General features: G+C 67.0%; 17 protein-coding genes. 13 read left to right on the top strand and 4 right to left on the bottom strand.

Annotated features, from left to right (window positions below; all coding sequences use genetic code 11):
- Positions 1 to 238: 238 nt before the first annotated feature.
- On the top strand, positions 239 to 1,036 hold the full coding sequence (locus tag ACFPPB_RS09950) for an undecaprenyl-diphosphate phosphatase (RefSeq protein ID WP_377326608.1): 798 nt from the start codon (positions 239 to 241) through the stop codon (positions 1,034 to 1,036).
- A gap of 142 nt (positions 1,037 to 1,178) precedes the next feature.
- Here ACFPPB_RS09950 and ACFPPB_RS09945 read toward each other — a convergent pair whose 3' ends face one another.
- The gene (locus tag ACFPPB_RS09945) at positions 1,179 to 2,150 is read right to left on the bottom strand and encodes a LysR family transcriptional regulator (protein WP_377326607.1); all 972 of its coding nucleotides are present in this window, start codon (positions 2,148 to 2,150) and stop codon (positions 1,179 to 1,181) included.
- A 142-nt stretch (positions 2,151 to 2,292) separates the two neighbouring features.
- On the opposite strand from ACFPPB_RS09945, the gene ACFPPB_RS09940 reads away from it, so the two are divergent.
- The 4 genes from ACFPPB_RS09940 to ACFPPB_RS09925 all read left to right on the top strand — a co-directional run bounded on the left by ACFPPB_RS09940 (position 2,293) and on the right by ACFPPB_RS09925 (position 9,103).
- Positions 2,293 to 3,540 (top strand): efflux RND transporter periplasmic adaptor subunit, encoded by a 1,248-nt coding sequence (locus ACFPPB_RS09940; protein WP_377326606.1) that lies wholly within the window; start codon positions 2,293 to 2,295, stop codon positions 3,538 to 3,540.
- Positions 3,541 to 3,726: 186 nt separating this feature from the next.
- Positions 3,727 to 6,918 (top strand): efflux RND transporter permease subunit, encoded by a 3,192-nt coding sequence (locus ACFPPB_RS09935; RefSeq protein WP_377326605.1) that lies wholly within the window; start codon positions 3,727 to 3,729, stop codon positions 6,916 to 6,918.
- Positions 6,918 to 8,366, top strand: coding sequence for an efflux transporter outer membrane subunit (locus ACFPPB_RS09930; protein ID WP_377326604.1), 1,449 nt, complete (start codon positions 6,918 to 6,920; stop codon positions 8,364 to 8,366). The genes ACFPPB_RS09935 and ACFPPB_RS09930 overlap by 1 nt, the downstream gene beginning before the upstream one ends.
- Entirely contained in the window at positions 8,363 to 9,103 is a 741-nt protein-coding gene (locus ACFPPB_RS09925) for an SDR family NAD(P)-dependent oxidoreductase (RefSeq protein WP_377326603.1), read from the top strand. The genes ACFPPB_RS09930 and ACFPPB_RS09925 overlap by 4 nt, the downstream gene beginning before the upstream one ends.
- Before the next feature lie 198 nt (positions 9,104 to 9,301).
- Here the strand turns inward: ACFPPB_RS09925 and ACFPPB_RS09920 are convergent, their stop codons facing one another.
- Positions 9,302 to 9,784 (bottom strand): nuclear transport factor 2 family protein, encoded by a 483-nt coding sequence (locus ACFPPB_RS09920; protein ID WP_377326602.1) that lies wholly within the window; start codon positions 9,782 to 9,784, stop codon positions 9,302 to 9,304.
- A gap of 216 nt (positions 9,785 to 10,000) precedes the next feature.
- The gene (locus tag ACFPPB_RS09915; protein WP_377326601.1) at positions 10,001 to 10,312 is read right to left on the bottom strand and encodes a hypothetical protein; all 312 of its coding nucleotides are present in this window, start codon (positions 10,310 to 10,312) and stop codon (positions 10,001 to 10,003) included.
- On the opposite strand from ACFPPB_RS09915, the gene ACFPPB_RS09910 reads away from it, so the two are divergent.
- From ACFPPB_RS09910 to ntrC, 8 genes are all read left to right on the top strand, one after another.
- Positions 10,311 to 11,909 (top strand): TolB family protein, encoded by a 1,599-nt coding sequence (locus ACFPPB_RS09910; RefSeq protein WP_377326600.1) that lies wholly within the window; start codon positions 10,311 to 10,313, stop codon positions 11,907 to 11,909. The genes ACFPPB_RS09915 and ACFPPB_RS09910 overlap by 2 nt on opposite strands.
- 112 nt (positions 11,910 to 12,021) lie before the next feature.
- Positions 12,022 to 13,152 carry a sensor histidine kinase gene (locus ACFPPB_RS09905; protein WP_377326599.1) on the top strand — a complete coding sequence of 377 codons (1,131 nt, stop codon included), beginning with the start codon at positions 12,022 to 12,024 and terminating at the stop codon, positions 13,150 to 13,152.
- Complete coding sequence (locus tag ACFPPB_RS09900) at positions 13,149 to 13,904, top strand: LytR/AlgR family response regulator transcription factor (protein ID WP_377326598.1); 756 nt, start codon at positions 13,149 to 13,151, stop codon at positions 13,902 to 13,904. Before ACFPPB_RS09905 ends, ACFPPB_RS09900 begins: the two co-directional genes overlap by 4 nt.
- Before the next feature lie 275 nt (positions 13,905 to 14,179).
- On the top strand, positions 14,180 to 15,433 hold the full coding sequence (locus ACFPPB_RS09895; protein WP_377326597.1) for a tyrosine-type recombinase/integrase: 1,254 nt from the start codon (positions 14,180 to 14,182) through the stop codon (positions 15,431 to 15,433).
- Positions 15,430 to 16,365 (top strand): tyrosine-type recombinase/integrase, encoded by a 936-nt coding sequence (locus tag ACFPPB_RS09890; protein WP_377326596.1) that lies wholly within the window; start codon positions 15,430 to 15,432, stop codon positions 16,363 to 16,365. The genes ACFPPB_RS09895 and ACFPPB_RS09890 overlap by 4 nt, the downstream gene beginning before the upstream one ends.
- Complete coding sequence (locus ACFPPB_RS09885) at positions 16,358 to 17,371, top strand: tyrosine-type recombinase/integrase (protein WP_377326595.1); 1,014 nt, start codon at positions 16,358 to 16,360, stop codon at positions 17,369 to 17,371. Before ACFPPB_RS09890 ends, ACFPPB_RS09885 begins: the two co-directional genes overlap by 8 nt.
- 264 nt (positions 17,372 to 17,635) lie before the next feature.
- Positions 17,636 to 18,646, top strand: a complete 1,011-nt coding sequence (locus tag ACFPPB_RS09880; protein WP_377326594.1) for a two-component system sensor histidine kinase NtrB — start codon at positions 17,636 to 17,638, stop codon at positions 18,644 to 18,646.
- Positions 18,639 to 20,018, top strand: coding sequence for a nitrogen regulation protein NR(I) (gene ntrC / locus ACFPPB_RS09875; protein ID WP_377326593.1), 1,380 nt, complete (start codon positions 18,639 to 18,641; stop codon positions 20,016 to 20,018). The genes ACFPPB_RS09880 and ntrC overlap by 8 nt, the downstream gene beginning before the upstream one ends.
- A 106-nt stretch (positions 20,019 to 20,124) precedes the next feature.
- On the opposite strand, the gene ACFPPB_RS09870 is transcribed toward ntrC, so the two are convergent.
- Complete coding sequence (locus ACFPPB_RS09870; protein ID WP_377326592.1) at positions 20,125 to 24,000, bottom strand: GH36-type glycosyl hydrolase domain-containing protein; 3,876 nt, start codon at positions 23,998 to 24,000, stop codon at positions 20,125 to 20,127.
- Between the last annotated feature and the right edge of the window lie 51 nt (positions 24,001 to 24,051).

Raw genomic sequence — 24,051 nt, 5'->3', positions numbered from 1 at the left:
TGCCATGGCGCGCAAGCGTTGCGGCATCCGCATCGACAGGGCTTGGGCGCGTCGATCACGCTCGCCTTAGCACCATCAACACGCGCGTGCGCGATGGGTTTGCACTGTTCCAGTGCGTGCCCAGGCGGCCGGACGGCGCCCGCGCCACCGCCCCCTCGAGGGCAAAACCCGTAAGCTATGGCGCTTCATGCCGGCGATGCGTTCGCCGGCACGCCCTCCACCCGCAACGGAACGTCCCGTGATCGATCTATTTCACGTCATCCTGCTCGGTATCATCGAAGGCATCACCGAATTCCTCCCCATCTCCAGTACCGGCCATCTGCTGATCGCCGAGAAGCTGGGCCTCGGTGCCCGCTCGGACCTGTTCAACGTAGGTATCCAGGCCGGCGCGATCCTCGCGATCACCCTGATCTACTGGGGCCGCATCTGGCAGTTGTTCACGCAGTGGCGCGAGCCGGCCAACCGCGATTACCTGTACAAGCTGGCCGTCGCGTTCCTGATCACCTGCGTGCTCGGGCTGATCGTCACCCACTATGGCTTCAAACTGCCGGAGACGGTGACGCCGATCGCCTGGGCGCTGGTGATCGGCGGCTTCTGGATGATCGGCGCCGAAGCGATTGCCGCAAAGCAGGCGGATCGCACCCAGGTCACCTGGCGGGTCGCGATCCTGGTCGGCATCGCACAAATGGTCGCCGGCATTTTCCCCGGCACCTCGCGCTCGGGCGCGACGATCTTCGCCGCGATGCTGGCGGGCACCAGCAATCGCGCCGCCGCCACCGAGTTCGCATTCCTGGTCGGCATCCCGACCATGTACGCGGCGACCGGCTACGAGCTGCTGAAGGTCTTGAAGAACGGCGGCGCGGCACACGAAGACTGGACGGCGCTCATCGTCGGCTTCGTGGTCTCGGCGATCGTCGGCTTCATCGCCGTGAAGTGGCTGCTCGGCTACATCCGCAGCCATCGCTACACCGCTTTCGCGATCTACCGCATCGCGCTCGGCATCGCCTTGCTGGCGCTGATGCCGACGGGGGCCTGACGTTTCGCAGGACCCCGGAATATAGAGACGACGTAGGAGCCCGCTGGCGGGCGATGCTCTTGTCTTGATCTTTCCTACCCACCATCGAAACAAGAGCATCGCCCGCCAGCGGGCTCCTACACACAGGTACACACAATCGCGCTCAGGCGATGGCGGCTACGCGCTCGCCGCGTTCGGCCTGCTCGGCCTTGATCCGTGCCGTGATCCGGCACTGCGGTTCGCTGGTGCGCTGGAACAGTTCGTTGACCCACTCGATGAAGGCCTGCACGCGCGCGGACAGATGCCGCTTCTGCGGGTAGACGATCCATACCGGCGAGCCGGTGGAAATCGTATCGGTCATGACGATCTCCAGCTGCCCCTTGGCCAGCGCGCTGGCGGCAAGGCAGTGCGCGATCTGGATGATGCCCAACCCGGCGACCGCCGCCTGGATGACCGATTCGCCGTCGTTGATCAGCATGTGCGCGTCGATATCCAGCGCAACGCGTCCGCTCGGCGTGTCGAACTGCCACTGGTAGGGCTTGCCCGTGTTCGGATAGACGTAGTTGATGGCGCGATGCTGCTTGAGGTCGTCGATGCTGTGCGGCGCGCCGTGCTTGCGCAGGTAGTCCGGCGAGGCGCACAGCACATTGTTGAAGTAGCCGAGCTTGCGTGCGATCAGGTTGGAGTCGGCCAGCTCGCCCATGCGGATGGCGCAGTCGTAGCCCTCTTCGTTGAGGTCGAAGTGGTAGTCGCACATGGCCAGCTCGAGCCGGATATCCGGGTAGCGCTGCTCGAACTCGGCCAGATTCGGAATCAGCGACGCGCGGCCGATCGCCGAGTGGGCGGCTACCCGCAACTTGCCGACCGGATGGCTGCGCGCATGCCCCATCGCCTCCGTGGCCTCGGCCAGATCGGCGAGGATCTCCTTGCAACGTGCATGAAACGAAGCACCATCGTCGGTCAATCGCAACGATCGGGTCGAGCGGAACAGTAGCCGCGCGCCGAGCTGGGTTTCCAGCCGGGCGATCGCCCGGCTCACACCGGACGGAGTCATCCCCAACTGGCTGGCGGCAGCAGCGAAGCTCTTGGCCTCGACCACCCGCACGAAGGTCGAAATTGCTGAAAAGTCTTCCATTGCCCGGATTCCTGGCCGATTCGTGATCGCGAGTCACGAGTGTAATGCGCAAGAAGCGGATTTTCTATACCGTCAGGTACACCTATTCTTTCGTCCCTTCGCCGGGGACGTGTACCGGCCTGTCAGGTTCTGGGAGCGCAACATGAAAAAACAATGGATGCTGATACCTCTGCTGGCCGCCGGTGTGATGGGCAGCTGGGTTCTCCTGCATGGCCGCAGCAGCCAGGCGCAAACACCGGCTGGCGGCGGTCCGGCCGAGGTGACGGTGGCGCAGGCGCTGACCCGCCAGGTCAGCGACAGCGCCGAATTCACCGGCCGGCTGCAAGCGGTCAATACGGTGCAGGTGCAGCCGCGGGTCGGCGGCTTCGTGGACTCGGTGCATTTCCAGGAAGGCGCGCTGGTGCACAAGGGCGATGTGCTGTTCCAGCTCGATCCGCGCCCGTATCAGGCCGAGGTCGACCGGCTCAGTGCGAATCAGGCGCAGGCCCGTGCCGAGTTGAGCCTGGCCGAGACCAACCAGCGCCGCGCCGAGATGCTGCTGGCGCAGCACGCCGTGGCGCAGCAGGACGCGGATCGCGAGAGCACGGCCGAACAAAGCGCGCGTGCCCAGCTGGCGGCCAGCACGGCCGCGCTGGCCGCCGCGCGGCTGAACCTGGATTTCACCCAGGTGCGCTCGCCGATCGATGGCCGCGTCAGCAATGCCCGCGTCAATCCCGGCAACCTCGTCACCAGTAGCGACGTGCTGACCAGCGTGGTTTCGGTCAATCCGGTCTACGTCTACTTCGACGTGGACGAACAGACCTGGCTCAAGCTGGACCACCTGCGCAGCGGCGCGGCGAAGGCCGGACGCGACGCACGGATCGAAGCCGCGATGGGCCTGGCCGACGAATCCGGCCATCCGCATAAAGGCCGCCTCGACTTCGTCGACAACCAGCTGCACGCCGGCTCCGGCACGATGCGGCTGCGCGCGGTGTTCGACAACACCGACGGGCTGTACACGCCCGGCCTGTACGCCCGCGTGCAGTTGCAGAGCGGCCAGGCCCGCCCGCGCGTGCTGGTGGACGACCGTGCGATCGGCACCGACCTCGGCAACCAGTTCGTCTACGTGGTCGACAAGCAGCACAAGGTGGAATACCGCAAGGTCAGCACCGGCGCGCTGTTTCACGGCCTGCGCGTGATCGAAAGCGGCCTGGACGCCAACGACGTGGTGATCGTCAACGGCTTGCAACGCGTGCGTCCCGGTGCCGAGGTGAACCCGCAGAAGGTGGCGATGAGCTACCGCCTCGACGCGGCCGACAAGGCGCTGGTCGAACGCGGCGACGCACCGGACGCCAATGACTCGCGCACGGCGCAGGCCGGCACGGCGGCGGTGAAGGCTCCGCAGGGTTGACCGCGCCTCCCCTCCCCTGCGACCGAAGCAGCCGGGGAAGAATGGAGCCCTCCCGCGAACCGCGCAGCGAAAACCAGAACGCGTAGCAAGAAACAAGCATTACCCCCTCCCCACCTCTCCCTGCGACGCAGGGGCAGGAGCAAAGAAGACCGAAGCCGCGAAACGGCTTCGTCGAGGATTCATTGCATGAAGAACATCGCCCAATTTTTCGTCAACCGGCCGATCATGGCCGCCGTGCTGTCGCTGCTGTTCGTGATCACCGGCTCCATCGCGGTGTTCAAGCTGCCGATCAGCGAATACCCCGAGGTGGTGCCGCCCACCGTGGTGGTGCGCGCCAGCTATCCCGGCGCCAACCCGAAAGTGATCGGGGAAACCGTCGCCACGCCGCTGGAGGAACAGATCAACGGCGTCGAGGGCATGCTGTACAGCTCCTCGCAGGCGACCAGCGACGGCGCGCTGACGCTGACCGTGACCTTCGCGCTGGGTACCGATCTCAACACCGCCCAGGTCGACGTGCAGAACCGCGTGGCGCAAGCCTTGCCCAAGCTGCCGGAGGAAGTGCAGCGGCTGGGCGTGACCACGCAGAAGAGCTCGCCCGACCTCACCATGGTGGTGCATCTCACCTCGCCGGATCAGCGCTACGACATGCTGTACCTGTCGAACTATGCGCGGCTGCACGTGAAAGACGTGCTGGGCCGGCTCGACGGCGTCGGCGACGTGCAGATCTTCGGCGCGGGCGAATACTCGATGCGCGTGTGGCTGGACCCGCAGAAGCTGGCGCAGCGCGGACTCACCACCGGCGACGTGGTCAACGCGATCCGCGAGCAGAACGTGCAGGTCGCCGCCGGTGCGCTGAACGCGCCGCCCGGGCCGACCAATTCGGCATTCCAGCTCAACATCAACACCCGCGGCCGGCTGGTCAGCGAGGACGACTTCCGCAACATCATCGTGCGCACCGACGCGAACGGCGGCGTCACCCATCTGAGCGACATCGCCAAGGTCGACCTGGGTTCCAACAACTACGCGCTGCGCAGCCTGCTCGACAACAAGCCGGCAGTGGCGCTGCCGATCTTCGCACGGCCCGGCTCCAACGCGATCCAGATCTCCGACGAAGTGCGCGCCACTATGGCGCAGCTGAAGAAGGAGTTTCCGCAGGGCGTGGACTACTCGATCGTGTACGACCCGACCGTATTCGTGCGCGGCTCGATCGAAGCGGTGGCGCATACCTTGCTGGAGGCGATCCTGCTGGTGGTGCTGGTGGTGATCCTGTTCCTGCAGACCTGGCGCGCCTCGATCATTCCGCTGGTGGCGGTGCCGGTGTCGCTGATCGGCACATTCGCGGTGATGTACCTGGCCGGCTTCTCGCTCAATGCGTTGTCGCTGTTCGGACTGGTGCTGGCGATAGGTATCGTGGTCGATGACGCGATCGTGGTGGTGGAAAACGTGGAGCGGCACATCGAGCTGGGCCAGCCGCCCAAGGAAGCTACGCGCCAGGCGATGCGCGAAGTCACCGGCCCCATCGTGGCGACCGCGCTGGTGCTGTGTGCGGTGTTCATCCCGACCGCGTTCGTCAGCGGCCTCACCGGCCAGTTCTATCGCCAGTTCGCGCTGACCATCGCGATCTCCACGGTGATCTCGGCGTTCAACTCGCTGACCCTGAGCCCGGCGCTGGCCGCAGTGCTGCTGAAGAGCCACGACACGCCGAAGGACCGCCTTACCCGCGCGATCGACCGCACGTTCGGCTGGCTGTTCCGGCCGTTCAATCGCATGTTCCACCGCGGGTCGGAGCGCTACGTGGGTGGCGTGAAACGCATCGTCGGCAAGGGCAAGCTGGCGCTGGTGCTGTACGCCGGACTGATCGCCCTGACCTGGTTCGGCTTCTCGCACGTGCCGACCGGCTTCGTGCCGGGCCAGGACAAGCAATACCTGGTGGCGTTCGCGCAACTGCCCGATGCGGCCTCACTGGATCGTTCCGAGGACGTGATCCAGCGGATGAGCGCGATCGCGCTGAAGCAGCCGGGCGTCGAACATGCCGTCGCATTCCCGGGCCTGTCGATCAACGGTTTCACCAACTCGACCAACTCCGGCATCGTGTTCGTCACGCTGAAGCCGTTCGAGGACCGCCGCAGCGCGGATCTTTCGGCCGGCGCGATCGCCGGCGCGCTGAACCAGAAGTTCGGCGCGATCCAGGACGCCTACATCGCAGTGTTCCCGCCGCCGCCGGTGATGGGACTGGGCACCATCGGCGGCTTCCGCCTGCAGCTGGAGGACCGCAGCGACCGCGGCTTCGACGAGCTGTACAAGCAGACCCAGAACCTGATCGCCGCCAGCCGGAAGGATCCGGCGCTCGCCGGACTGTTCTCCAGCTTCCAGGTCAGCGTGCCGCAGGTCGACGCCGACGTGGATCGCGAGAAGGCCAAGGCCGAAGGCGTGAACCTCGGCGACGTCTACCAGACCATGCAGGCCTACATGGGTTCGCTGTACGTCAACGACTTCAACCGGTTCGGCCGCACGTACCAGGTCAACGTGTCCGCCGACCCCGCGTTCCGCCACACGCCGCAGGACATCCTGCAGCTGAAGACGCGCAACGCGCAGGGCCAGATGGTGCCGCTGGGTTCGTTCGTCACCGTGCAGCAGGGTGCCGGCCCGGATCGCGTGCAGCATTACAACGGCTACCCGACTGCCGAGATCAACGGCGGCCCGGCGCCGGGCTACAGCTCCGGCCAGGCGCAGGCGGCGATGGAAAAACTGGCGAAGGACAACCTGCCCAACGGCATCAGCTTCGAGTGGACCGAACTGACCTACCAGCAAATCCTGGCCGGCAACACCGCGATCCTGGTATTCCCGTTGTGCGTGCTGCTGGTGTTCCTGGTGCTGTCGTCGCTGTACGAGAGCTGGTCGCTGCCGCTGGCGGTGATCCTGATCGTGCCGATGGTATTGCTGTCCGCGATCGCCGGCGTGTGGCTCTCCGGTGGCGACAACAACATCTTCACCCAGATCGGATTGATCGTGCTGGTCGGGCTGGCGTGCAAAAACGCGATCCTGATCGTCGAGTTCGCCCGCGAACGTCAGCATGAAGGCATGAGCCGTCACGAAGCGGTGCTGGAAGCGGCCAAGCTGCGGCTGCGCCCGATCCTGATGACGTCGTTTGCCTTCATCATGGGTGTGGTGCCGCTGGTGACCTCGCAAGGCGCCGGTGCCGAGATGCGCCATGCGATGGGCGTGGCGGTGTTCTCCGGCATGCTGGGCGTGACCATCTTCGGACTGATCTACACCCCGCTGTTCTATGTCCTGATTCGCGCCCTGGTCGAGCGCCGCGAAGCGCGTGCGGCCGCACGCGCCGCGGCACACGCCCTGCCGGCGCTGGAGAACCACTGATGAAAATGTCTCTCAAGGTCGCCGCGCTGAGCGCGGCCCTGGCCCTGGCCCTGGCCGGCTGCGCCAGCGTGGGTCCGAACTATCGCGAAACGAAACCCGCCGCACCACAGCTGCAGGGACTGGATGCGGCACAAGAGAACAACGCGCAGTTCCAGGCCGCGTGGTGGAAGCAGTTCAACGACCCCACGCTGGACGCGCTGATCCAGCGCGCAGCTGCCAACAATCTGGACCTGCGCATCGCGGTGGCACGCCTGCGCGAGTCGCGGGCGCTGCTCAGCGGCGCCAAATCCGACCAGCTGCCGACGATCGATACCGGCGTGGACTACACGCGCAGCCGCGGTCAGCAGCCGGGCTTCGGCACGCAGCGGCAGACGGTGACGACGTACCGGGCCGGCTTCGACGCGTCGTGGGAGCTGGACCTGTTCGGCGGCGTGCGCCGTTCGGTGGAAGCGTCCCGGGCCGATCTCGGCGCCAGCGAGGCGGCACTGCACAGCGCGCAAGTGAGTCTGCTGGCCGAGGTCGCACGCAACTATTTCGAATTGCGCGGCAGCCAGCTGCGACTGGACATCGCGCGGCGCGACATCGAAAGCCAGCAACAGACCGTGCATCTGACCGACCTGCGCCAGCAGCTCGGCTCCGGTTCCGAGCAGGACGTGGCCAGCGCGAAAGCCCGGCTCAGTGCGGTGCAGGCGCAGCTGCCGCTGCTGCAGACGCAGGCCAGCGCCAGCGAATTCCGGCTCGCCGTACTGCTGGGCGAACGGCCGGGCGAACTCGACATCGACGTCTCGCCGAAGAGCTTCACGCCGATTGCGGTGAGCCTGCCGATCGGCGACGCCGGCGACGTGCTGGCACGGCGGCCGGACGTGCGTATCGCCGAACGCGAATATGCCGCCGCCACGGCACGCATCGGCGTGGCCAAGGCGGACTTCTTTCCGCACATCACGCTGGGCGGCTTCCTCGGTTTCCTGGCCGGACGCAGCAATGATTTCGGCAGCCCGTCGACGCGCGCATGGTCGCTGGCGCCGAGCATCAGCTGGTCCGGCCTGAACATCCAGCGCGTGCGCGCCAACCTGCATGTCAGCGAAGCGCGCGCCGACGCGGCGCAGGCGAACTACCAGCAGGCCGTTTTGCTGGCGATCGAGGACATCGACAACGCGGTCACCGGATTCAACCAGCAACGTGTGCGGGTGGATCATCTGATCGAGCAGAGCACGCACAGCAAACGCGCCGCCGACCTGGCCCGCGTGCGCTACCAGGAAGGCGCCACCAGCTTCCTCGAACTGCTCGATGCCGAACGCACCCAGCTCGCTGCCGAAGACGATCTGGCCCAGGCCGAGGCGGCGATCAACACCCGCGCCGTGGCGCTGTACAAGGCGCTAGGCGGCGGCTGGCAGGCCTGTGGCGACGAGCATTGCAGCGCCGTGGCCAAGTCCGACGCCGCGCCATGAGCCGGCCGGCCCGACGCGTGCCGGCGACGGCGACCGCACCGGTCTATCGTGTGGCGCTGGTCACCGGCGCCAACCGCGGCCTCGGCTTCGAGGTGGTGCGCCAGCTCAGCGAACGCGGCATGACCGTGCTGCTGGGTGCGCGCGATTTCGACAAAGGCCTGCATGCGGTACGCAAGCTCGCCGGGGCACCCGGCGAGGTGATCGCGGTGCAGCTCGACGTGACCCGGCAGGACGAGGTCGATGCGCTGGTGCGCTGGATCGAGATTACCTACGGCCGGCTCGACGTGCTGGTCAACAACGCCGGCGGCCATTACGACCACGACGCCGCGGCCAGCACCCGCGACATCACGCCGGCGCACGCCGCGCTGGAGACTCACCTGTTCGGCAGCTGGCGTCTGTCCAGCGCATTGCTGCCGCTGATGCGGCGGCACGGTTACGGCCGCATCGTCAACGTATCGAGCGGTTGCGGCGCCAGCGGCTCGACCAGCGCCAGCTGCGTGGCGTATCGCACTTCCAAGGCCGCGCTCAACGCCTATACTCGAACGCTGGCGGCGGAGCTCGAGGGCAGCGGCATCGCGGTCAACGCCGTGTGTCCTGGCTGGGTCGCCACCGAGCTGGGCGGCCCCGGCGGCCGGCCCGTGGAGCGCGGCGCGGCAGGCATCGTATGGGCAGCCGACCTGCCCGTGCCAGCACCGACCGGGCGCTTCTTCCGCGACGGCGAAGTGATTCCCTGGTGAGCGGCCGAGGGGCGAGGTCCGCTGTGTTGCGGGGAACGCTGCACACCGGCCGTGGCTTGTCTCGTGGGAGCGACTTCAGTCGCGATGGCGTAGCAGCGCACTGCGCCATCCGGTGGTGCGTCGAGCAACGGCGATACCGGGATACTGCAGGCAGCTACCGCGGCCATCGCGACTGAAGTCGCTCCCACACAGGGTTGCCTAGTTCTTTCCCGGCCAGCTGTGCTGCGAGTACAGCGCGTGCCAGCGGCCGTCGACGTAGACGAAGATGTCGGACGAACGCACGTCGCTGGCCGCACCCTTCGCCGGGTCGTAGAACGACAGGATCGCGGTGTCGCCGTGGATCACGACCGCCTTGCCCGACGGATGCGCCTTGATCCATGCCTCCACCTTGCGACGTTCCTCGTCCGAACCGCGGTTCTTCACCGCGTGCGCCATGATCGCGGACTTTGGATGCACCGCGCCGTCGGCGCCGACCGAGCGGTACTCGGGCAGCAGCATGGCATCGAGCCAGACGGTATCACCACTAAGTTCGGCCTCCAGCCAGTGCTGATCCACCGCGATCACCGCCGCTTCGGTCCTGGCGGTTTCGTCCGGGCCAGTCGCCGCGATCGCACCCGTCATTCCCGTCGTCGTGGCGGCAAGGCACGCCAAGCCGATCTGGAAGAGATATTGCTTGCGCATGCTGCTGCCCTCGTCCGCGGCGAGATTGCCGCTGAGGCAGCCTGCCCGGCATGGCGGTGCGCCGCACCGTTCCTGTGACGACCGACGACGATGACGGGACAAACGGTCGCCACGCATTGGGCAGCGGTCGCGCTGACCGGCGCGCGATTCGCCTACGACGCCTTCGACCATCGATACGTGCCCGCGTGCCGTTCATCACCCCCACGGTGCCTGTCGTCACAAGATCAGCGACGCCACCGATAGTCCATGCCAGCCTGATTTCATCAACCACATCGGCGCCTCGTCTGAAGGCTTGTACAGCGGACGCGCGGCAAGGGAGATAGACATGCGGAAAATTGACACGCGCCTGCCGGCACTCAGCGCGATCCTTGCAGCCACGGCCTTATTCGCCGGCATGGCCCACACGGTTCGGGCCATGTCGCCGGATTCTTCGCCAACGGCCACGATCTTCGCGCCCGGCGAGATCGCCGGGACCGACGACGATGGCGCGGCGGCGTTCACGCCCGACGGCGCGACGGTGTATTTCATGCGCGGCACCGACAGCTCCACGCTGATGGAATCGCACCGTCACGGCGGCCACTGGTCGAGCCCGCGGGTCGCGCCATTCTCCGGCCGATGGCGCGACCTCGATCCGGCGATGGCTCCGGATGGTTCGTTCGTGCTGTTCGTCTCGAACCGGCCGACCGGGTCGGGCGGCTCGCCCATCGACGCAGTCAGCGCGGGCAAGCGCTATGCCGGTCGCGGCATGAACCTGTGGCGGGTGAATCAGCAAGGCCATGGCTGGAGCGCGCCGGTGCGACTGCCCGATATCGTCAACAGCAGTTCGATGACGTTTGCCCCCAGCGTCGCGGCCGACGGCAGCATCTACTTCATCGGCCGCAGCGCGCCGGACGCGCAGCTCCATCTGCTGCGCTCGGTCTACCGCGATGGCGGCTACCAGCGGCCGTATGCGGTGACACTGGGCGATGCCAACGCGCAGATTCGCGATCCGGCGATCGCGCCGGACCGCTCGTTCATGGTCTTCAGCATCAAGCACGATACGCAGCAACCTTATCGGCTGGCCATCGCGTTCCACACGCCCACCGGCTGGAGCGCGCCGCGCGATCTCGGCGACACGGTGAACGGCGGCAAGCACAGCATGGGCGCCCAGCTGGGCCCCGATCACCGCACGCTGTATTTCTACAGCGATCGCCGCCTGCCGGCATTGGACCCAAATGCCGCGGCGACATGGAACAACGGCGCCGACCATATCTGGCAGGTATCGCTGGCCTCCTGGCAGGACGCACCATCCGCAACGGCTCCCACGGCTTCCCGCCAGCTTCAGGCGGAGCCGGCATGGGGGCTGGGCGACGATGCATCGCCCGCGTTCACACCGGATGGCCGGACGGTGGTGTTCGCACGAGGAAAGGGGCCCACGCGGCGGATCTATCTTTCGCATCGGCAGGCAGGAGTCTGGTCGACGCCGCAGCGTGCGCCGTTTTCGGACCGGTGGATGGACCTGGAACCCGTGATGGCGCCCGATGGCTCGTATCTGATCTTCATTTCCAACCGGCCCGCCACGGCCGGCGGCAAAGCGCTGGACGGCTACTTCGGCGGCAAGCCGCAACCTGGCCGCGGCGGCAACCTGTGGCGCGTGAACCGCGCGGGCAATGGCTGGGGCACGCCGATGCGGCTTCCCGATATCGTCAACAGCAGCCCGGCGACCTACTCGCCGGCGGTGGCGGCGGACGGCAGCTTGTATTTCATGAGGCCCGATCCGCAGAGCCATCATCTGCGGATCTACTTCAGCCAGTTTGCCGGCAGGCAATTCCAGCCGCCGGTACGGCTGCCCTTGCCGTCGAACGAAGGCGCGACCGCCGATGTCGATCCGGCGATCGCGCCGGACAAGTCCTTCATCGTGTTCAGTTCGAATCGTGAGCCCGCCGCAGCGAATACGAACGACTTGTTCATGGCCTTCGCCACACCTGCGGGCTGGGGCCTACCGATCCACCTCGGGCCGTCGGGCGAGGAGGCGCGTCTCGATCCAGACCTATCCACGCTGTATTTCACGGCGGCGGACCACCGCATCCATCGCCTGTCGCTCAGACCCTGGCTGACGGAACACAGGGCGAGCCGATCTCGATGAAACGGGGCCATGGGCCCACTGCGGCAGGGGCGCGTTGACTCCCGGCTCACGTTTCGCGCGGGCATCACTTCCGGCCTATCCGCCGGCTGCGCGGCATGGGCATACTGCGCGGATGAATAGTGAGCCAGCGGCTGGCGTGGCCAGCGAGAGTCCTGTGCCGGAAGACATCACCTCGCGGCAGACGAGGACCTGGGCCCTGGCATTCGGCTTCTGGACGCTGCTGGCGCTGTCCTACGCGCTCAGCGGCGGGCTGGCGTCGATCAGCGAGGGCTACCCGCCGGGATGGTTGCGCGCGCTGGCGTGGAACCTCAGCAACTTCTGGCTGTGGATGCTGCTGGTGCCGCTGGTGAGCTGGCTGGGCCGGCAGGGCACAGGGCGCGGCTGGGGCCGGTTTTGCCTGGTGCACGTGCCGGCCGCGCCGGCAGTGGCGCTGCTGCAGATGCTGGCACACCTGGTGGTGTTCTGGTCGCTATGCGGCCCCGGACGCATGCCGGTGCATACACTTGGCCAGTACCTGCGGATGGAGTTCGCCTACAGCTTCCACCTCGCCGTGCTCACCTACTGGATCATCCTGGTGGTGTTGCGCGGGCTGGAATCGCGCCGCCATCTGCGCGGCGAGCGTCTGCGCCGCACGCAGCTGGAGACGCAACTGGCCCAGTCCCAGCTGCAAGCGCTGCGCATGCAGCTGCAGCCGCACTTCCTGTTCAACACGCTCAACGCCATCTCGGCGCTGGCGCTGGCCGATCCGCTGCAGGCGCGGCTGATGATCGCGCGGCTCAGCGACTTCCTGCGGCTGACGCTGGAAGAGCGCCATGCGCCGCAGGTGCCACTGTCGCGCGAGCTGGATTTTCTCGGCTGCTATCTCGACATCCAGCAAGTGCGTTTCCAGGACCGGCTCAGCACCGAGTTGGATGTGGCCGACGACACCCTGGCGGCGGCGGTACCCAACCTGATCCTGCAGCCGCTGGTGGAGAACGCCCTGCGCCACGGCTTGCAGGACAAGCCCGGCGCCGGCATCCTGCGCGTCTCGACACGGCGCGACGGCGAGCAGCTGCAACTGCGCGTGGACGACGACGGCCTCGGCCTGCCGCCGCAAGGCGCACCCGAAGGCATCGGTCTGGGCAACACGCGCTCGCGCCTGCACATGTTGTTCGGCGACTTGGCGCGGCTCGAACTCGCCCCGCTGGCCGGCGGCGGCACGCGCGCCGAAGTGCGCCTGCCCTTCACCAGATACGTCGCATGACCACGCCACGCCTGCGCACCGTGCTGGTCGACGACGAAGTGCTGGCGCGGCTGGCCCTGCGCCAGGCGCTGGCCACGCACGACGAGGTGGAGATCGTCGGCGAATGCGGCAACGCCGCCGAGGCGATGCAGGCGGTGCGGGCGCTGCAGCCGGACCTGCTGTTCCTCGACATCCAGATGCCCGGCATGGACGGCTTCGAACTACTGCACGAACTCGCCTCCGACCGCCTGCCGCTGGTGGTGTTCACCACCGCGTTCGCCGAACACGCGCTGCGCGCGTTCGATGCGATGGCGCTGGACTACGTGCTCAAGCCGATCGACCAGGCCCGCTTCGACCAGGCCATGGCGCGGGTGAACCGGCACTGGCTAGGCCTGCACGCCGGCACCGGCGATGCGTCCGCACCGACGCCCGCCGATGGCTATGTGCAACGCCTCAGCGTGCGTCACGGCGAACACATCCGCGTGCTCCCCGTCGACGACATCGACTGGATCCGCGCCGACGGCAACTACCTGCACATCCACATCGGCCCGACGCGCTACCTGCATCGCGACACCTTGCGTCACCTGCTGGCGCAGCTCGACCCCGCGCGCTTCCTGCGCATCCACCGCGGCACACTCGTGAACCTCGCGCGCATCCGCGAAGTGCATCCGCTGTTCAAGGGCTGTGCGGAAGTCGTGCTGCACGACGGCACCAGACTGGATCTCAGTCGGCGCTTCCGCGCGGGTGCGCGTAGCGTGCTGGGCCTGCCCTGAAGGCCTCTGCCCACATCCGTTGAGTCGCGCGCGCCAAAACGAATGCATCGGAAAGTGATCGTTTGGACCAGTCGCTTCGGCAATATTGTCGGTTTCCCAAGGCCGGTGGAGGGCGGCTTCCGACCCCTATGCGCAGGTCGCAACTATGCGCAGGTAGCTGGATGGAGACTGCGTTAACGCAGACGTGGGGCATCATACAGCGAGGTCGGTCGGCGCAGATCTGGACATAGTTTTCGTGCTCAAGTGCACTGGTGGTTCCACTTCTGGAGACCACCATGAGCATCGTTCACCGTTCCCGCAGTGTTGGCATCGACTGGCTCGCCGACGGGCCGATCGGCCCGTACGCGCATGCATTCAAGCAGCACATCACGGAGGGCAGGTACGCCACATCCACCTGCGCTGCCTACCTGGCTGGCATCACGCATTTCGCACGCTGGGCGCGCAGCACACGCCTCCAGTTGCGCCGGATCGACGAACGGTCGATCACCGAGTTCCTCGACGAGCACCTCCCGACCTGCAACTGCGCGGGACCCATGCGCCACGATCGACGGGACCTCAGCGCGGCACTGACCCATCTACTTGTCGTGCTTCGCGCGCAGGGCGCCATCGTGTCGCCGACCGTCGGCACTACCGAGGTGGAAGCGGAGTTGCTCCGATATGACCAATACATGGAGCACGCACGCGGCTTGGCGCCCAGGACCCGGAGCATGGCGCTGCGCATCGTCGGTCGGCTGCTGGCCGCGCGTTTCGGCGACGGCGTCCTCAACATCGCGGCAATGAAGCCCGAACACATTCGACGCTTCTTCGCGCAGCAAGCCAAGCTTTACAGCAAGCCTGCCAGTGCCGGCTCGGTGGTGGCGTCGCTGCGCGGCTACTTCCGCTACCGCGCCTCATGGGGGGACCGCGTTCACCGTCTGGTCGGAGCGGTGTCTTACCCTGCCAACTGGTCGCTGTCCTCGCTGCCCAAGACGCTGACGGCTGAAGAAGTCCAGCAGTTGGTCGCATCGCTCGGTCGCCCCGGTCGTTCGATGCGCCGCGCCGACGCCATCGTGCGCTGCGCCCTCGATCTTGGACTTCGCAGCGGCGAGATCGCTCGGCTCGGTTTGGACGATATCGACTGGCGCCGCGGCACGATTACGCTACGCCGTACCAAGGGGCGCCGCGAGGATGTGCCGCCGCTGCCCGCGACCACCGGCGAGGCCATCGCTGGCTACCTTAAGCAGGAGCGCCCCAAGACCAGCAACCGTGCCGTCTTCGCGCGCGCGGTGGCACCGCGTGATGAGTCCGTCGGCCCCGATCTCGTGCGCAAGACGATCCGGCAGGCCTACGCGCGCGCCGGGCTGCCCTACACACGCTCGCATCTGCTTCGCCACACGATGGCCAATCGGCTGCTGGCCGGTGGTTCGTCGCTGAAGGAGGTGGCCGACGTGCTGCGCCACCGCTCGCTGAACACCACGATGATCTACGCCAAGCTGGACAGCCGTACGTTGACTGAGGTTGCGTTGCCATGGCCGGGGAGTGCGGCATGAGCGCGCGCCCTTCCGTGCCGTCGCTTATCGAGAAGTTCTTGGCCGAACGCCGCCGGTTGGGGTTCTCCGACCGCAACGAGGGCTACGGCTTGCGCAGCTTCGCGGGCTATGTCCGGGCGGTCGGCCATCGCGGACCGTTGACGCTGGAGGTCATGGCCAACTGGGCGCGGCGGCTGAAGAAGCTGCGCACGTTCATGCGCTGGCTGCAGCAGTTCGAGCCACGCACCGAGGTGCCCGATGATGCGATCTTCGGGCGACTGCCGGAACGGCAGGCACCGCATATCTACAGCCAGCAAGAGGTCATCGACCTACTGGCTGCCGCCAGACGGCTCGGGCCTGTGGCGGGACTTCGCGGTGCCGTCTTCGAGACGCTGCTTGGCCTGATCGCTTCGACCGGTCTGCGTATCGGTGAAGCGCTGTCGCTGCGCAACTTGGACGTCGACCTCAAGACCGGAGTGCTGCACATCCACCAGGCCAAGTTTGGCAAGTCGCGCCAGGTGCCCATGCACCCCAGCACCGTGGACGCCCTGCGGCGGTATCGCCGGACGCGCGACCTGGCGGGTGAGTCTGCCGCGGAAGATGCCCCGTTCTTCATCGGCACCCGCGGTCGGCGTCGAGGGCTGCCGCTGGGTGACCGCCAGGTCCATCGCGTCTTCGGCCAACTCCGCCGGCAGTTGGGTTTGCATAACCCCGGAACGCACGATGCCCCACGCATCCACGACCTGCGGCACACCTTCGTCGTGCGCCGTATCCTCAAGTGGCAAGCCACAGGCGTGGACATCGATCAGGCCATGCTGTCGCTGTCGACCTACGTCGGCCATGCGATGGTAACCAACACCTACTGGTACCTCTCGGCTGTACCGGAGTTGATGGCGCTGGCTGCGGGCCGCTTCGAGTCGTTCATGTCGCACGCGGATGCCGAAGATGCGTAAGGCCACGGCACCCAAGCCACCGTCATTCGCCGCGCTGGTCCAGCAGTTCTTCACCGAGTATCTGGTCGCGCAACGTGCGCTCAGCCCACGCACAGTGGCCTGTTACCGCGATGCACTGATGCTGTTTCTGGACTTCGCCGGTTGCAGGCTGGGCAAGACCCCCACGGCGATGCAACTGGTCGATATGCGTCCCGAGTTGATCTTAGCCTTCCTTGATCACCTGGAGCAGGATCGGAACAATGCGGTTCGCAGCCGCAACCTAAGGCTCACTGCGTTGCGCGCGTTCCTGAAGTTCGCCGCACGCCGTGATGTGTCCTCGCTGCATGACATCGAGCGGGCGCTGGCGGTGCCGATGAAGCGCTTCGAACGGCCGCTGCTGGGGTTCCTCAGTCGAGCCGAGATGATGGCGGTGCTTGGGCAACCCGGCACGACCTGGTCCTCGCAGCGCGACCACCTCCTTCTGGCGATGCTCTACAACACCGGCGCGCGTGTGTCCGAGATCATCGGCGTGCGCGTGGTCGATGTCGTCCTGGAGGGTGGCGCCTGCGTGCACCTGCATGGCAAGGGGCGCAAGCTGCGATCCATACCGCTGTGGGGCACGACGGTTGTGGAAGTCCGCGCCTGGTTACGGCGGAACCCGACGCTACGCGGCGAGGCCGCCTTGCTGCCCAATCGTGATGGGCAGGCAATGCACCGATCCAACGTCGCCCAACGCCTGGCACTGGCCGTGAGACGGGCAGCCGCAGAACAACCCAGCCTCCACAAGAAACACATCTCACCCCACACGTTGCGACATACGAGCGCCATGCACCTGTTGCAGTCGGGCGTGCCGTTCAACGTGATCGCCCTGTGGCTTGGGCACGAGAGTACGACGACCACTCATCGTTATGTCGAAGCCGACCTTGCGATGAAGGAGAAGGCGCTTGCACGACTGGAGGCACCGGATACCAAGATGCGTCGATACCGGGCACCGGACGCGCTCATGCGATTCCTGCAGACGTTGTAACTATGCGCAGGTGCGTCCAGCTCCAACCGCATTGCGCAAGGGGCTGGCGGCACCCGCGACGATCAACTGCGCATAGTTGCGACCTGCGCATAGGGGTCGACAAGCGACGGTTGAGGTCGAAACTCCAAAGTTTGTAAGCGGCCCGTTCTCCAAAGTTTGTGTTTGACCTACAAACTTTGGAGTTCTGTCCAAATTGCCGTCAGGAGCCGCTCGCCCGCCGGAAGTCGATTTGCACCAAGACGAGACATTGTCCATGATGGTGCAATGAGCGATCAGTCGTGGCGGGTGTGGGCGGAGCAGATGGCGACCGGGGTGGCCCTGGTCGACGCGGAGCTGCGCCTGTGCTGGCTCAACCCCGCCCTGATCGAATGTCTCGAGCTGGGTTTCCGCAACGCGGTGGGGCAGCCGCTCGGGCTGTTGCTGGACGATGCGGACGAGGGCGTGCTGCAGGCCAGCAAGGTGCTTGCGGAGCAGCGGCCGGCGCAGTGGCGCGGGGTGGCGCTGGCTGCGGCCGATGGCCGCGAAGTCAGCGCGGACATCGCGCTGCAGCCGTTCGGGGATGGCCTGCTGCTGGAAGTGCACGTGCTGGCCGAGCCGCGGTCGACGGGCTCGCCGCTGTCGGCCACCTTGCGCGGCTTCGCGCACGAGGTGAAGAACCCGCTGGCCGGTTTGCGCGGTGCCGCGCAGCTGCTGCAGCGACGGGTAGACAACGAGGATCTGCAGGCGCTGGCCGGCATGATCATCGACGAGGCGGACCGGCTCGGCACGCTGGCGAACCGCTTGCTGCATCACGATGGCGCGGCGCAGCTCGGCCCGGTCAACGTTCATCGCCTGCTGGAACGGTTGTGCGATCTGCTGCTGGCTGAACCCGCGCCGCCGCAGCTGCGCCACGACTACGATCCCAGCGTACCCGACCTGCACGGCGACGCCGACCGCTTGCAGCAGATCCTGCTGAACCTGGCGCGCAACGCACTGGAGGCCGGCGCGCGTACGCTGACGATGCGCACGCGGGTCGAGCACGGACTGCGCGTGCGCGAGCGGATGCTGCGCATGGCGCTGCGGGTGGACGTCATCGACGATGGTCCCGGCGTGCCCGCCGCACTGCGCGATACGCTGTTCCAGCCGCTGGTCTCCGGCCGTGCCGACGGCAGCGGCCTGGGCCTGGCGCTATCGCGCGAAATCGCCCACGAACACGGCGGAGAGCTGCGCTACAGCAGCCGCCCCGGCCACACGGTGTTCTCGCTGTACCTGCCGCTGGAGCGTACCCATGACTGAAGAAATCTGGATCGTCGACGATGATCGCGGGGTGCGTTTCGTGCTGGCCGAAGCCTTGCGCGATGCGGGCCTGACGGTGCGCGAGTTCGGCGAAGTGGCCGGTGTGCGCGCGGCATTGCGCGACACGCGGCCCGCGTTGCTGCTCACCGACGTGCGCATGCCGGGCGAGGATGGGCTGGCCCTGCTCACCGAACTGCAGGCGCTGGCGATCGGCCCGGTGATCGTGATGAGTGCGTATACCGACGTGGCCACCACCGCGGCAGCCTACCGCGCCGGCGCGGTGGACTATCTGGCCAAGCCGTTCGATCTCGATCACGCGGTGGCGTCGGTGCAGCGCGCGTTGGCCAGTGTCGCGGCGCCGACGGTGACCGGCAACCACGTCGTCGCGCCCGAACACGCGCTGCTGGGCGAGAGCGCGGCGATGCGCGAAGTGTTCCGGCTGATCGGCCGCGTCGCCGCCAGCGACCTCAACGTGCTGATCACCGGCGAAACCGGCACCGGCAAGGAGCTGGTCGCGCGGGCGTTGCACGTGGAAAGCGCGCGCAGCGGCAAGCCTTTCATCGCATTGAATACCGCGGCGATCCCCAGCGAGCTGCTGGAGAGCGAGCTGTTCGGCCACGAGGCCGGCGCGTTCACCGGAGCGACGCGCCGCGTTGCCGGCCGCTTCGAGCAGGCCGAAGGCGGCACGCTGTTTCTCGACGAGATCGGCGACATGCCGCTGGTGCTGCAGACCCGCCTGTTGCGCGTGCTGGCCGGCGGTGAGTTCTATCGCGTCGGCGGGCGCGAGTTGATCCGCTGCAACGTGCGCATCGTCGCCGCCACGCATCAGGATCTCGCGCTGCGCGTGGCCGCCGGGCAGTTCCGCGCCGATCTGATGCATCGCCTCGACGTGGTGCGCATCGAGCTGCCGTCGCTGCGCACGCGGCGCAGCGACATTCCGTTGCTGGCACAACATTTCCTCGCGGCCACCGCGCATGAGCTGAAACTGCCACCGAAACGTTTCTCTCGGGCCGCGTTGAAACTGGTTGCGCAGCGCGATTACCCGGGCAACGTGCGCGAGCTGGAAAACCTGTGCCGCCGGCTGGCGGTGATCGCGCCAGGCAGCGAAATCCTGCCCGCCGACCTCGGCAGCAGCGCGCACGCGCCCAGCGGCGGGGAGTGGACGGACGCATTGCGGGAGTGGGCGGTCGAGGCGCTGACCGGTGGCGAGGCGGACATCCATGCCCGCGCCCGCGAAGCGCTGGACCAGACACTGCTGCAGGCGGCACTGCAGGCCAACGAAGGCCACCGCCAGAACGCGGCGCAGGCGCTTGGCGTGGGACGCAACACACTCACCCGCAAACTCGGCGCCTCACGCACGCGTCGCCACTAGCCCGCACGGTCGAGGCTCTTTGTAGGAGCCCACTGGGGGGCGATTGCTCTTTCCATGGAAAAGCATCGCCCACGAGTGGGCTCCTACGGCAACGACGCGCGTGCGGTCAGCCGAGAGTGATGTGCAGCAGGTGGATCCGGCCATCGTCAAGCAGCTTGATGGGGGCATCGATGACCAGCGTTTGGCCGTCCAATTCAATATGGGTCACGCCACGGCAGACCCTGGCCGGATTCGACACGGTTATCTCGTAGCGGCTCGTGTGTCGCGTGCCCTGATAGCGATAGACGATCTGGAAACCTGGCCAGTCCCTGGGAATACATGGATCGATCCGCAGGCTGTCGCCTTGCGGTAGGAAGCCGAGCACCGCTTCCAGCCCGGCGCGATAAAGCCATGCGGCCGAGCCGGTGTACCAGGTCCAGCCGCCGCGGCCGATGTGCGGCGCGACGGAATAGACGTCGGCACTGACCACATAAGGTTCCACCTTGTAGCGCGCCGCCGCTTCGGCGCTATCGCTGTGATGGATCGGATTGAGCAGGTCGAACAGCCCGGCGGCACGGTCGCCGTCGCCGAGCTTCGCCCAGGCGAAGATCGACCAGGTCGCCCCGTGCGTGTACTGGCCGCCGTTCTCGCGCACGCCGGGCGGGTAGCCCTTGATGTAGCCGGGGTTCTGCGTGCCATGGTCGAACGGCGGGGTGAACAGGCGGGCGATCCGGTCGGCGCGATCCACCAGCAGCCGGTCGACCGATGCCATCGCCTGCGCCGCGTGCCGTGCGTCGTCGGCGCCGGCCAGCACGCTCCACGACTGCGCGATGGTGTCGATGCGGCATTCGTCGTTCTTGTGCGAGCCGAGCGGCGTGCCGTCGTCGTAATAACCGCGGCGATACCACTGGCCGTCCCAGGCACGTTCCAGCGCCGCGCGCAGATCCACGGCGTAGTCGCGCCATCGCTGCGCACGTTCGTCTTCGCCGCGCGCCTGGGCAAACGGCGCGAACGCGTCGATCGCACAGAGCAGGAGCCAGCCCAGCCAGCTGCTTTCGCCGCGGCCTTGTTCGCCCACCGCATTCATGCCGTCGTTCCAGTCGCCGGTGCCGATCAACGGCAGGCCATGCGCGCCGCGGGTGAGGCTGGTGTCGAGCGCGCGGGCGCAATGTTCGTATACCGTGACGCGCTGGTCCGAAATGGACGGCTGGAAGAACGCATCGGTAGCGCCCTCGGGAATCGGCTGGCCCGCGAGGAACGACAGGACCTGGTCCAACACCGAGGCATCGCCGGTCACGCCGGCATAGTGCATGGCGACATAGGCGAGCCAGATGCGGTCGTCGCTGATCTTCGTGCGGATGCCCTGGCCACTCGGCGGCAGCCACCAGTGCTGCACGTCGCCTTCGACAAACTGGCGCCCGGCTGCGCGCAGCAGGTGCTCGCGAGCCAGATCGGGGCGGCTCACGCACAGGGCCATCACGTCCTGCAGCTGGTCGCGGAAACCGTAAGCGCCGCTGGCCTGGTAGTAGGCCGTGCGCGCCCACAACCGGCAGGCCTGCACCTGGTACAGCAACCAGTCGTTGAGCAGGATGTCCATGGCGCGATCCGGCGTACGCACCTGCAGCGTATCGAGCACGTCGTTCCATTGCGTGGCGATGTCGGCCAGCACGCCGTCGATATCCGCCGCGCGATACTTTTCGATCAAGGCGCGTGCGACGGCTTCATCGGCCGCATCGCCGAGCATGAAGACCAGGTCGATCTGCGTGTTCGGCGGCAGTTCGATGCGCGTCTGCAGCGCACCGCAGGGATCCGGCGCGGCACCGAGCCGGCCCGGCAGCGGTGCGTCGTCACGCAGCGCGGCGGGCTGCGCGACGCTGCCGAGCGGGCCGAGAAAATCGCGGCGATCGCCGCTCATCGAATGCTGCACTCCCGCCAGATCGACGAACGCCACGCGATCGCCGAAATCCGGCCGCCACCGATTGCGCGCGAACAACGCACCGGTGGCTTCATCGCGCGTGGTGATCACATACGGTGCCGGCGTGGTGCCATTCGCACCCAGTGCCCACTCGACATAGCCGGTGACCGACAGCCGGCGTGTGCGCGTCGAGCGATTGTACAGGCGCAGCCGCGACAGCTTGATCGAGTCGGTCGTCGGCACGCACTGAATCAGCTCCAGCCCGATGCCGTTCGCATCATGCTCGAAACGCGTCCAGCCCTTGCCGTGGGTGGTTTTGTATGTGGCGCCGGCTACCCGGATCGGCAGCGCCGTGGCACTCCACAGCACGCCGGTATCCTCATCGCGCAGATACAGCACGTCATGCGGAACGTCGCTGACCGGATCGTTCGACCACGGCGTCAGCGGGTTCTGCTGGCTGTTCAGCGACCAAGCGTAACCGCCGCCTTCGGCCGAGACCAGAAAGCCGAACGCGGGATTCGCGATGACGTTCACCCATGGCGCCGGCGTGCCGCGCTTGTCGTCGAGGTTGATCTCATAGGCGCGACCGGCATCGGTGAATCCGCCGATACCGTTGGCGAATTCCAGTTCGCCGGAGATTGGCACGGCTGCCACGGAAGCTGGCGTACTCGTGCGGATGATCGCCGGCGCGATGGCGGTGGGTGCGGGTTCCGCGGCAACAGGCTCCGTCGCGGCATCGTCCAGTACGACCCGGGCGACGGTCAGCAGGCCGCTGCGCAAGTCGTCGTCGATCGCGTCGTCGCGCAGTGCGAACAGCTCGGCCTTGGGCAGCCGGTCGTCGGCTTTCAGCTGAGCCTGTTGCGTGCTCGCCAGCGCCGTGAGCGCGCTGTGCAGCGCGTCGCCATCGGCACCGTCGGCCGTATTCAGCAGCACCACGTCGACGGCCAGCCGCTGGCCGCGCCAGTAGTGCTGTGCCAATAGCAGCTCCTGCACGGGCGGCAGTCCGGCGTCGCTGCTGAGACGGCATAGCACGATCGGGCGATCGCCGGAGATGCCAGCGGCCCACAGTGTGGGTGGACCACCGCGGCCGCGCGCCAGCACATTCGGCGCGGGCCGCTGGCCAGGATCGCTGTTCACCACGGCGCTCATCCAATATGCAAAGCGTGCGAGCAGGGCGGCATCGATGCCCAGCCGCTGTTGTCCGGCCTCGGCATGCTTCACCGCACCGGCGAACAGCGACTCGGCCGCATCCGCACTTTCCAGCCGTGCGCTCAGTGCCAGCGCGCCATCGCGCGAGTCGGCCAGCTGCGTCCACAGCAGCACGGTCACACTGCTGTTGGGTCCGAGCGTGATGCGCCGGCGCAGGCTGAAGACCGGATCGAGCACGCAGCCGCTGGTGTTCGACAAGGCAGCGCCCGGCTGCATCGCCTGCGCCTGACGCAGCGTGTTGCCGCGACCGAGAAAGCGCGACCGGTCGGTTTCATATTCGGGCGCGGCATCGGCGGGCTGTCCCGCGATCTGCAATGCCTGAGCCGCCCATACCTCGGTCTCGCCGTTCGCGCGCCGGCGCCGGGTGGCCAGCAGCATGCCGTGTGCGGCGTCCCACTCGGTCTGCACGAACATCTTGGAGAAGGCCGGATGCGCGTTGTCGGCGCCGCTCGGGCCGATCACCAGCTCGGCATACGAGGTCAGCGACAACGTGCGCGTGCGGTCGCCGTGATTGCTCAGTGTGAGCCGACGCAGTTCGATGTCGGCATCGACGGCCACCGCCACGTCCAGCATGCTGTGCAGGCTATGGTGCCGGCGTCCGAAGCTGGCGCACCCGGCGCTGAACGATACCGCGTCGTCCGGTGTGCGCACGCCATACGGTTGCAGTGAAGCCGACCACGCCTCGCCGCTGTCCTCGTCGCGCAGCAGCAGGTAGCTGCCCCAGCCGTCGCCGGTGGGATCCTCGCGCCAGCGCGTGACCGCCAGATCGCGCCACTGGCTGTAGCCGGAACCGCTGCTGCCCAGCATGACGCTGTAACTGCCGTTCGATAGCAGGGCGTGCTGGCGTGCGTCGATGGTGCGGGAAGAAGCGGATGGCATGGGTGTCTCGTCGGTTGGCGCTGAGCTATCAGCATGCGCCTGTATCGGCAT

This window comes from Rhodanobacter terrae, assembly GCF_042657005.1.
GTDB classification, from domain to species: domain Bacteria; phylum Pseudomonadota; class Gammaproteobacteria; order Xanthomonadales; family Rhodanobacteraceae; genus Rhodanobacter; species Rhodanobacter terrae.
Note: the sequence above shows the minus strand (reverse complement) of the source record. Positions and strands in the feature narration are given on the sequence as shown.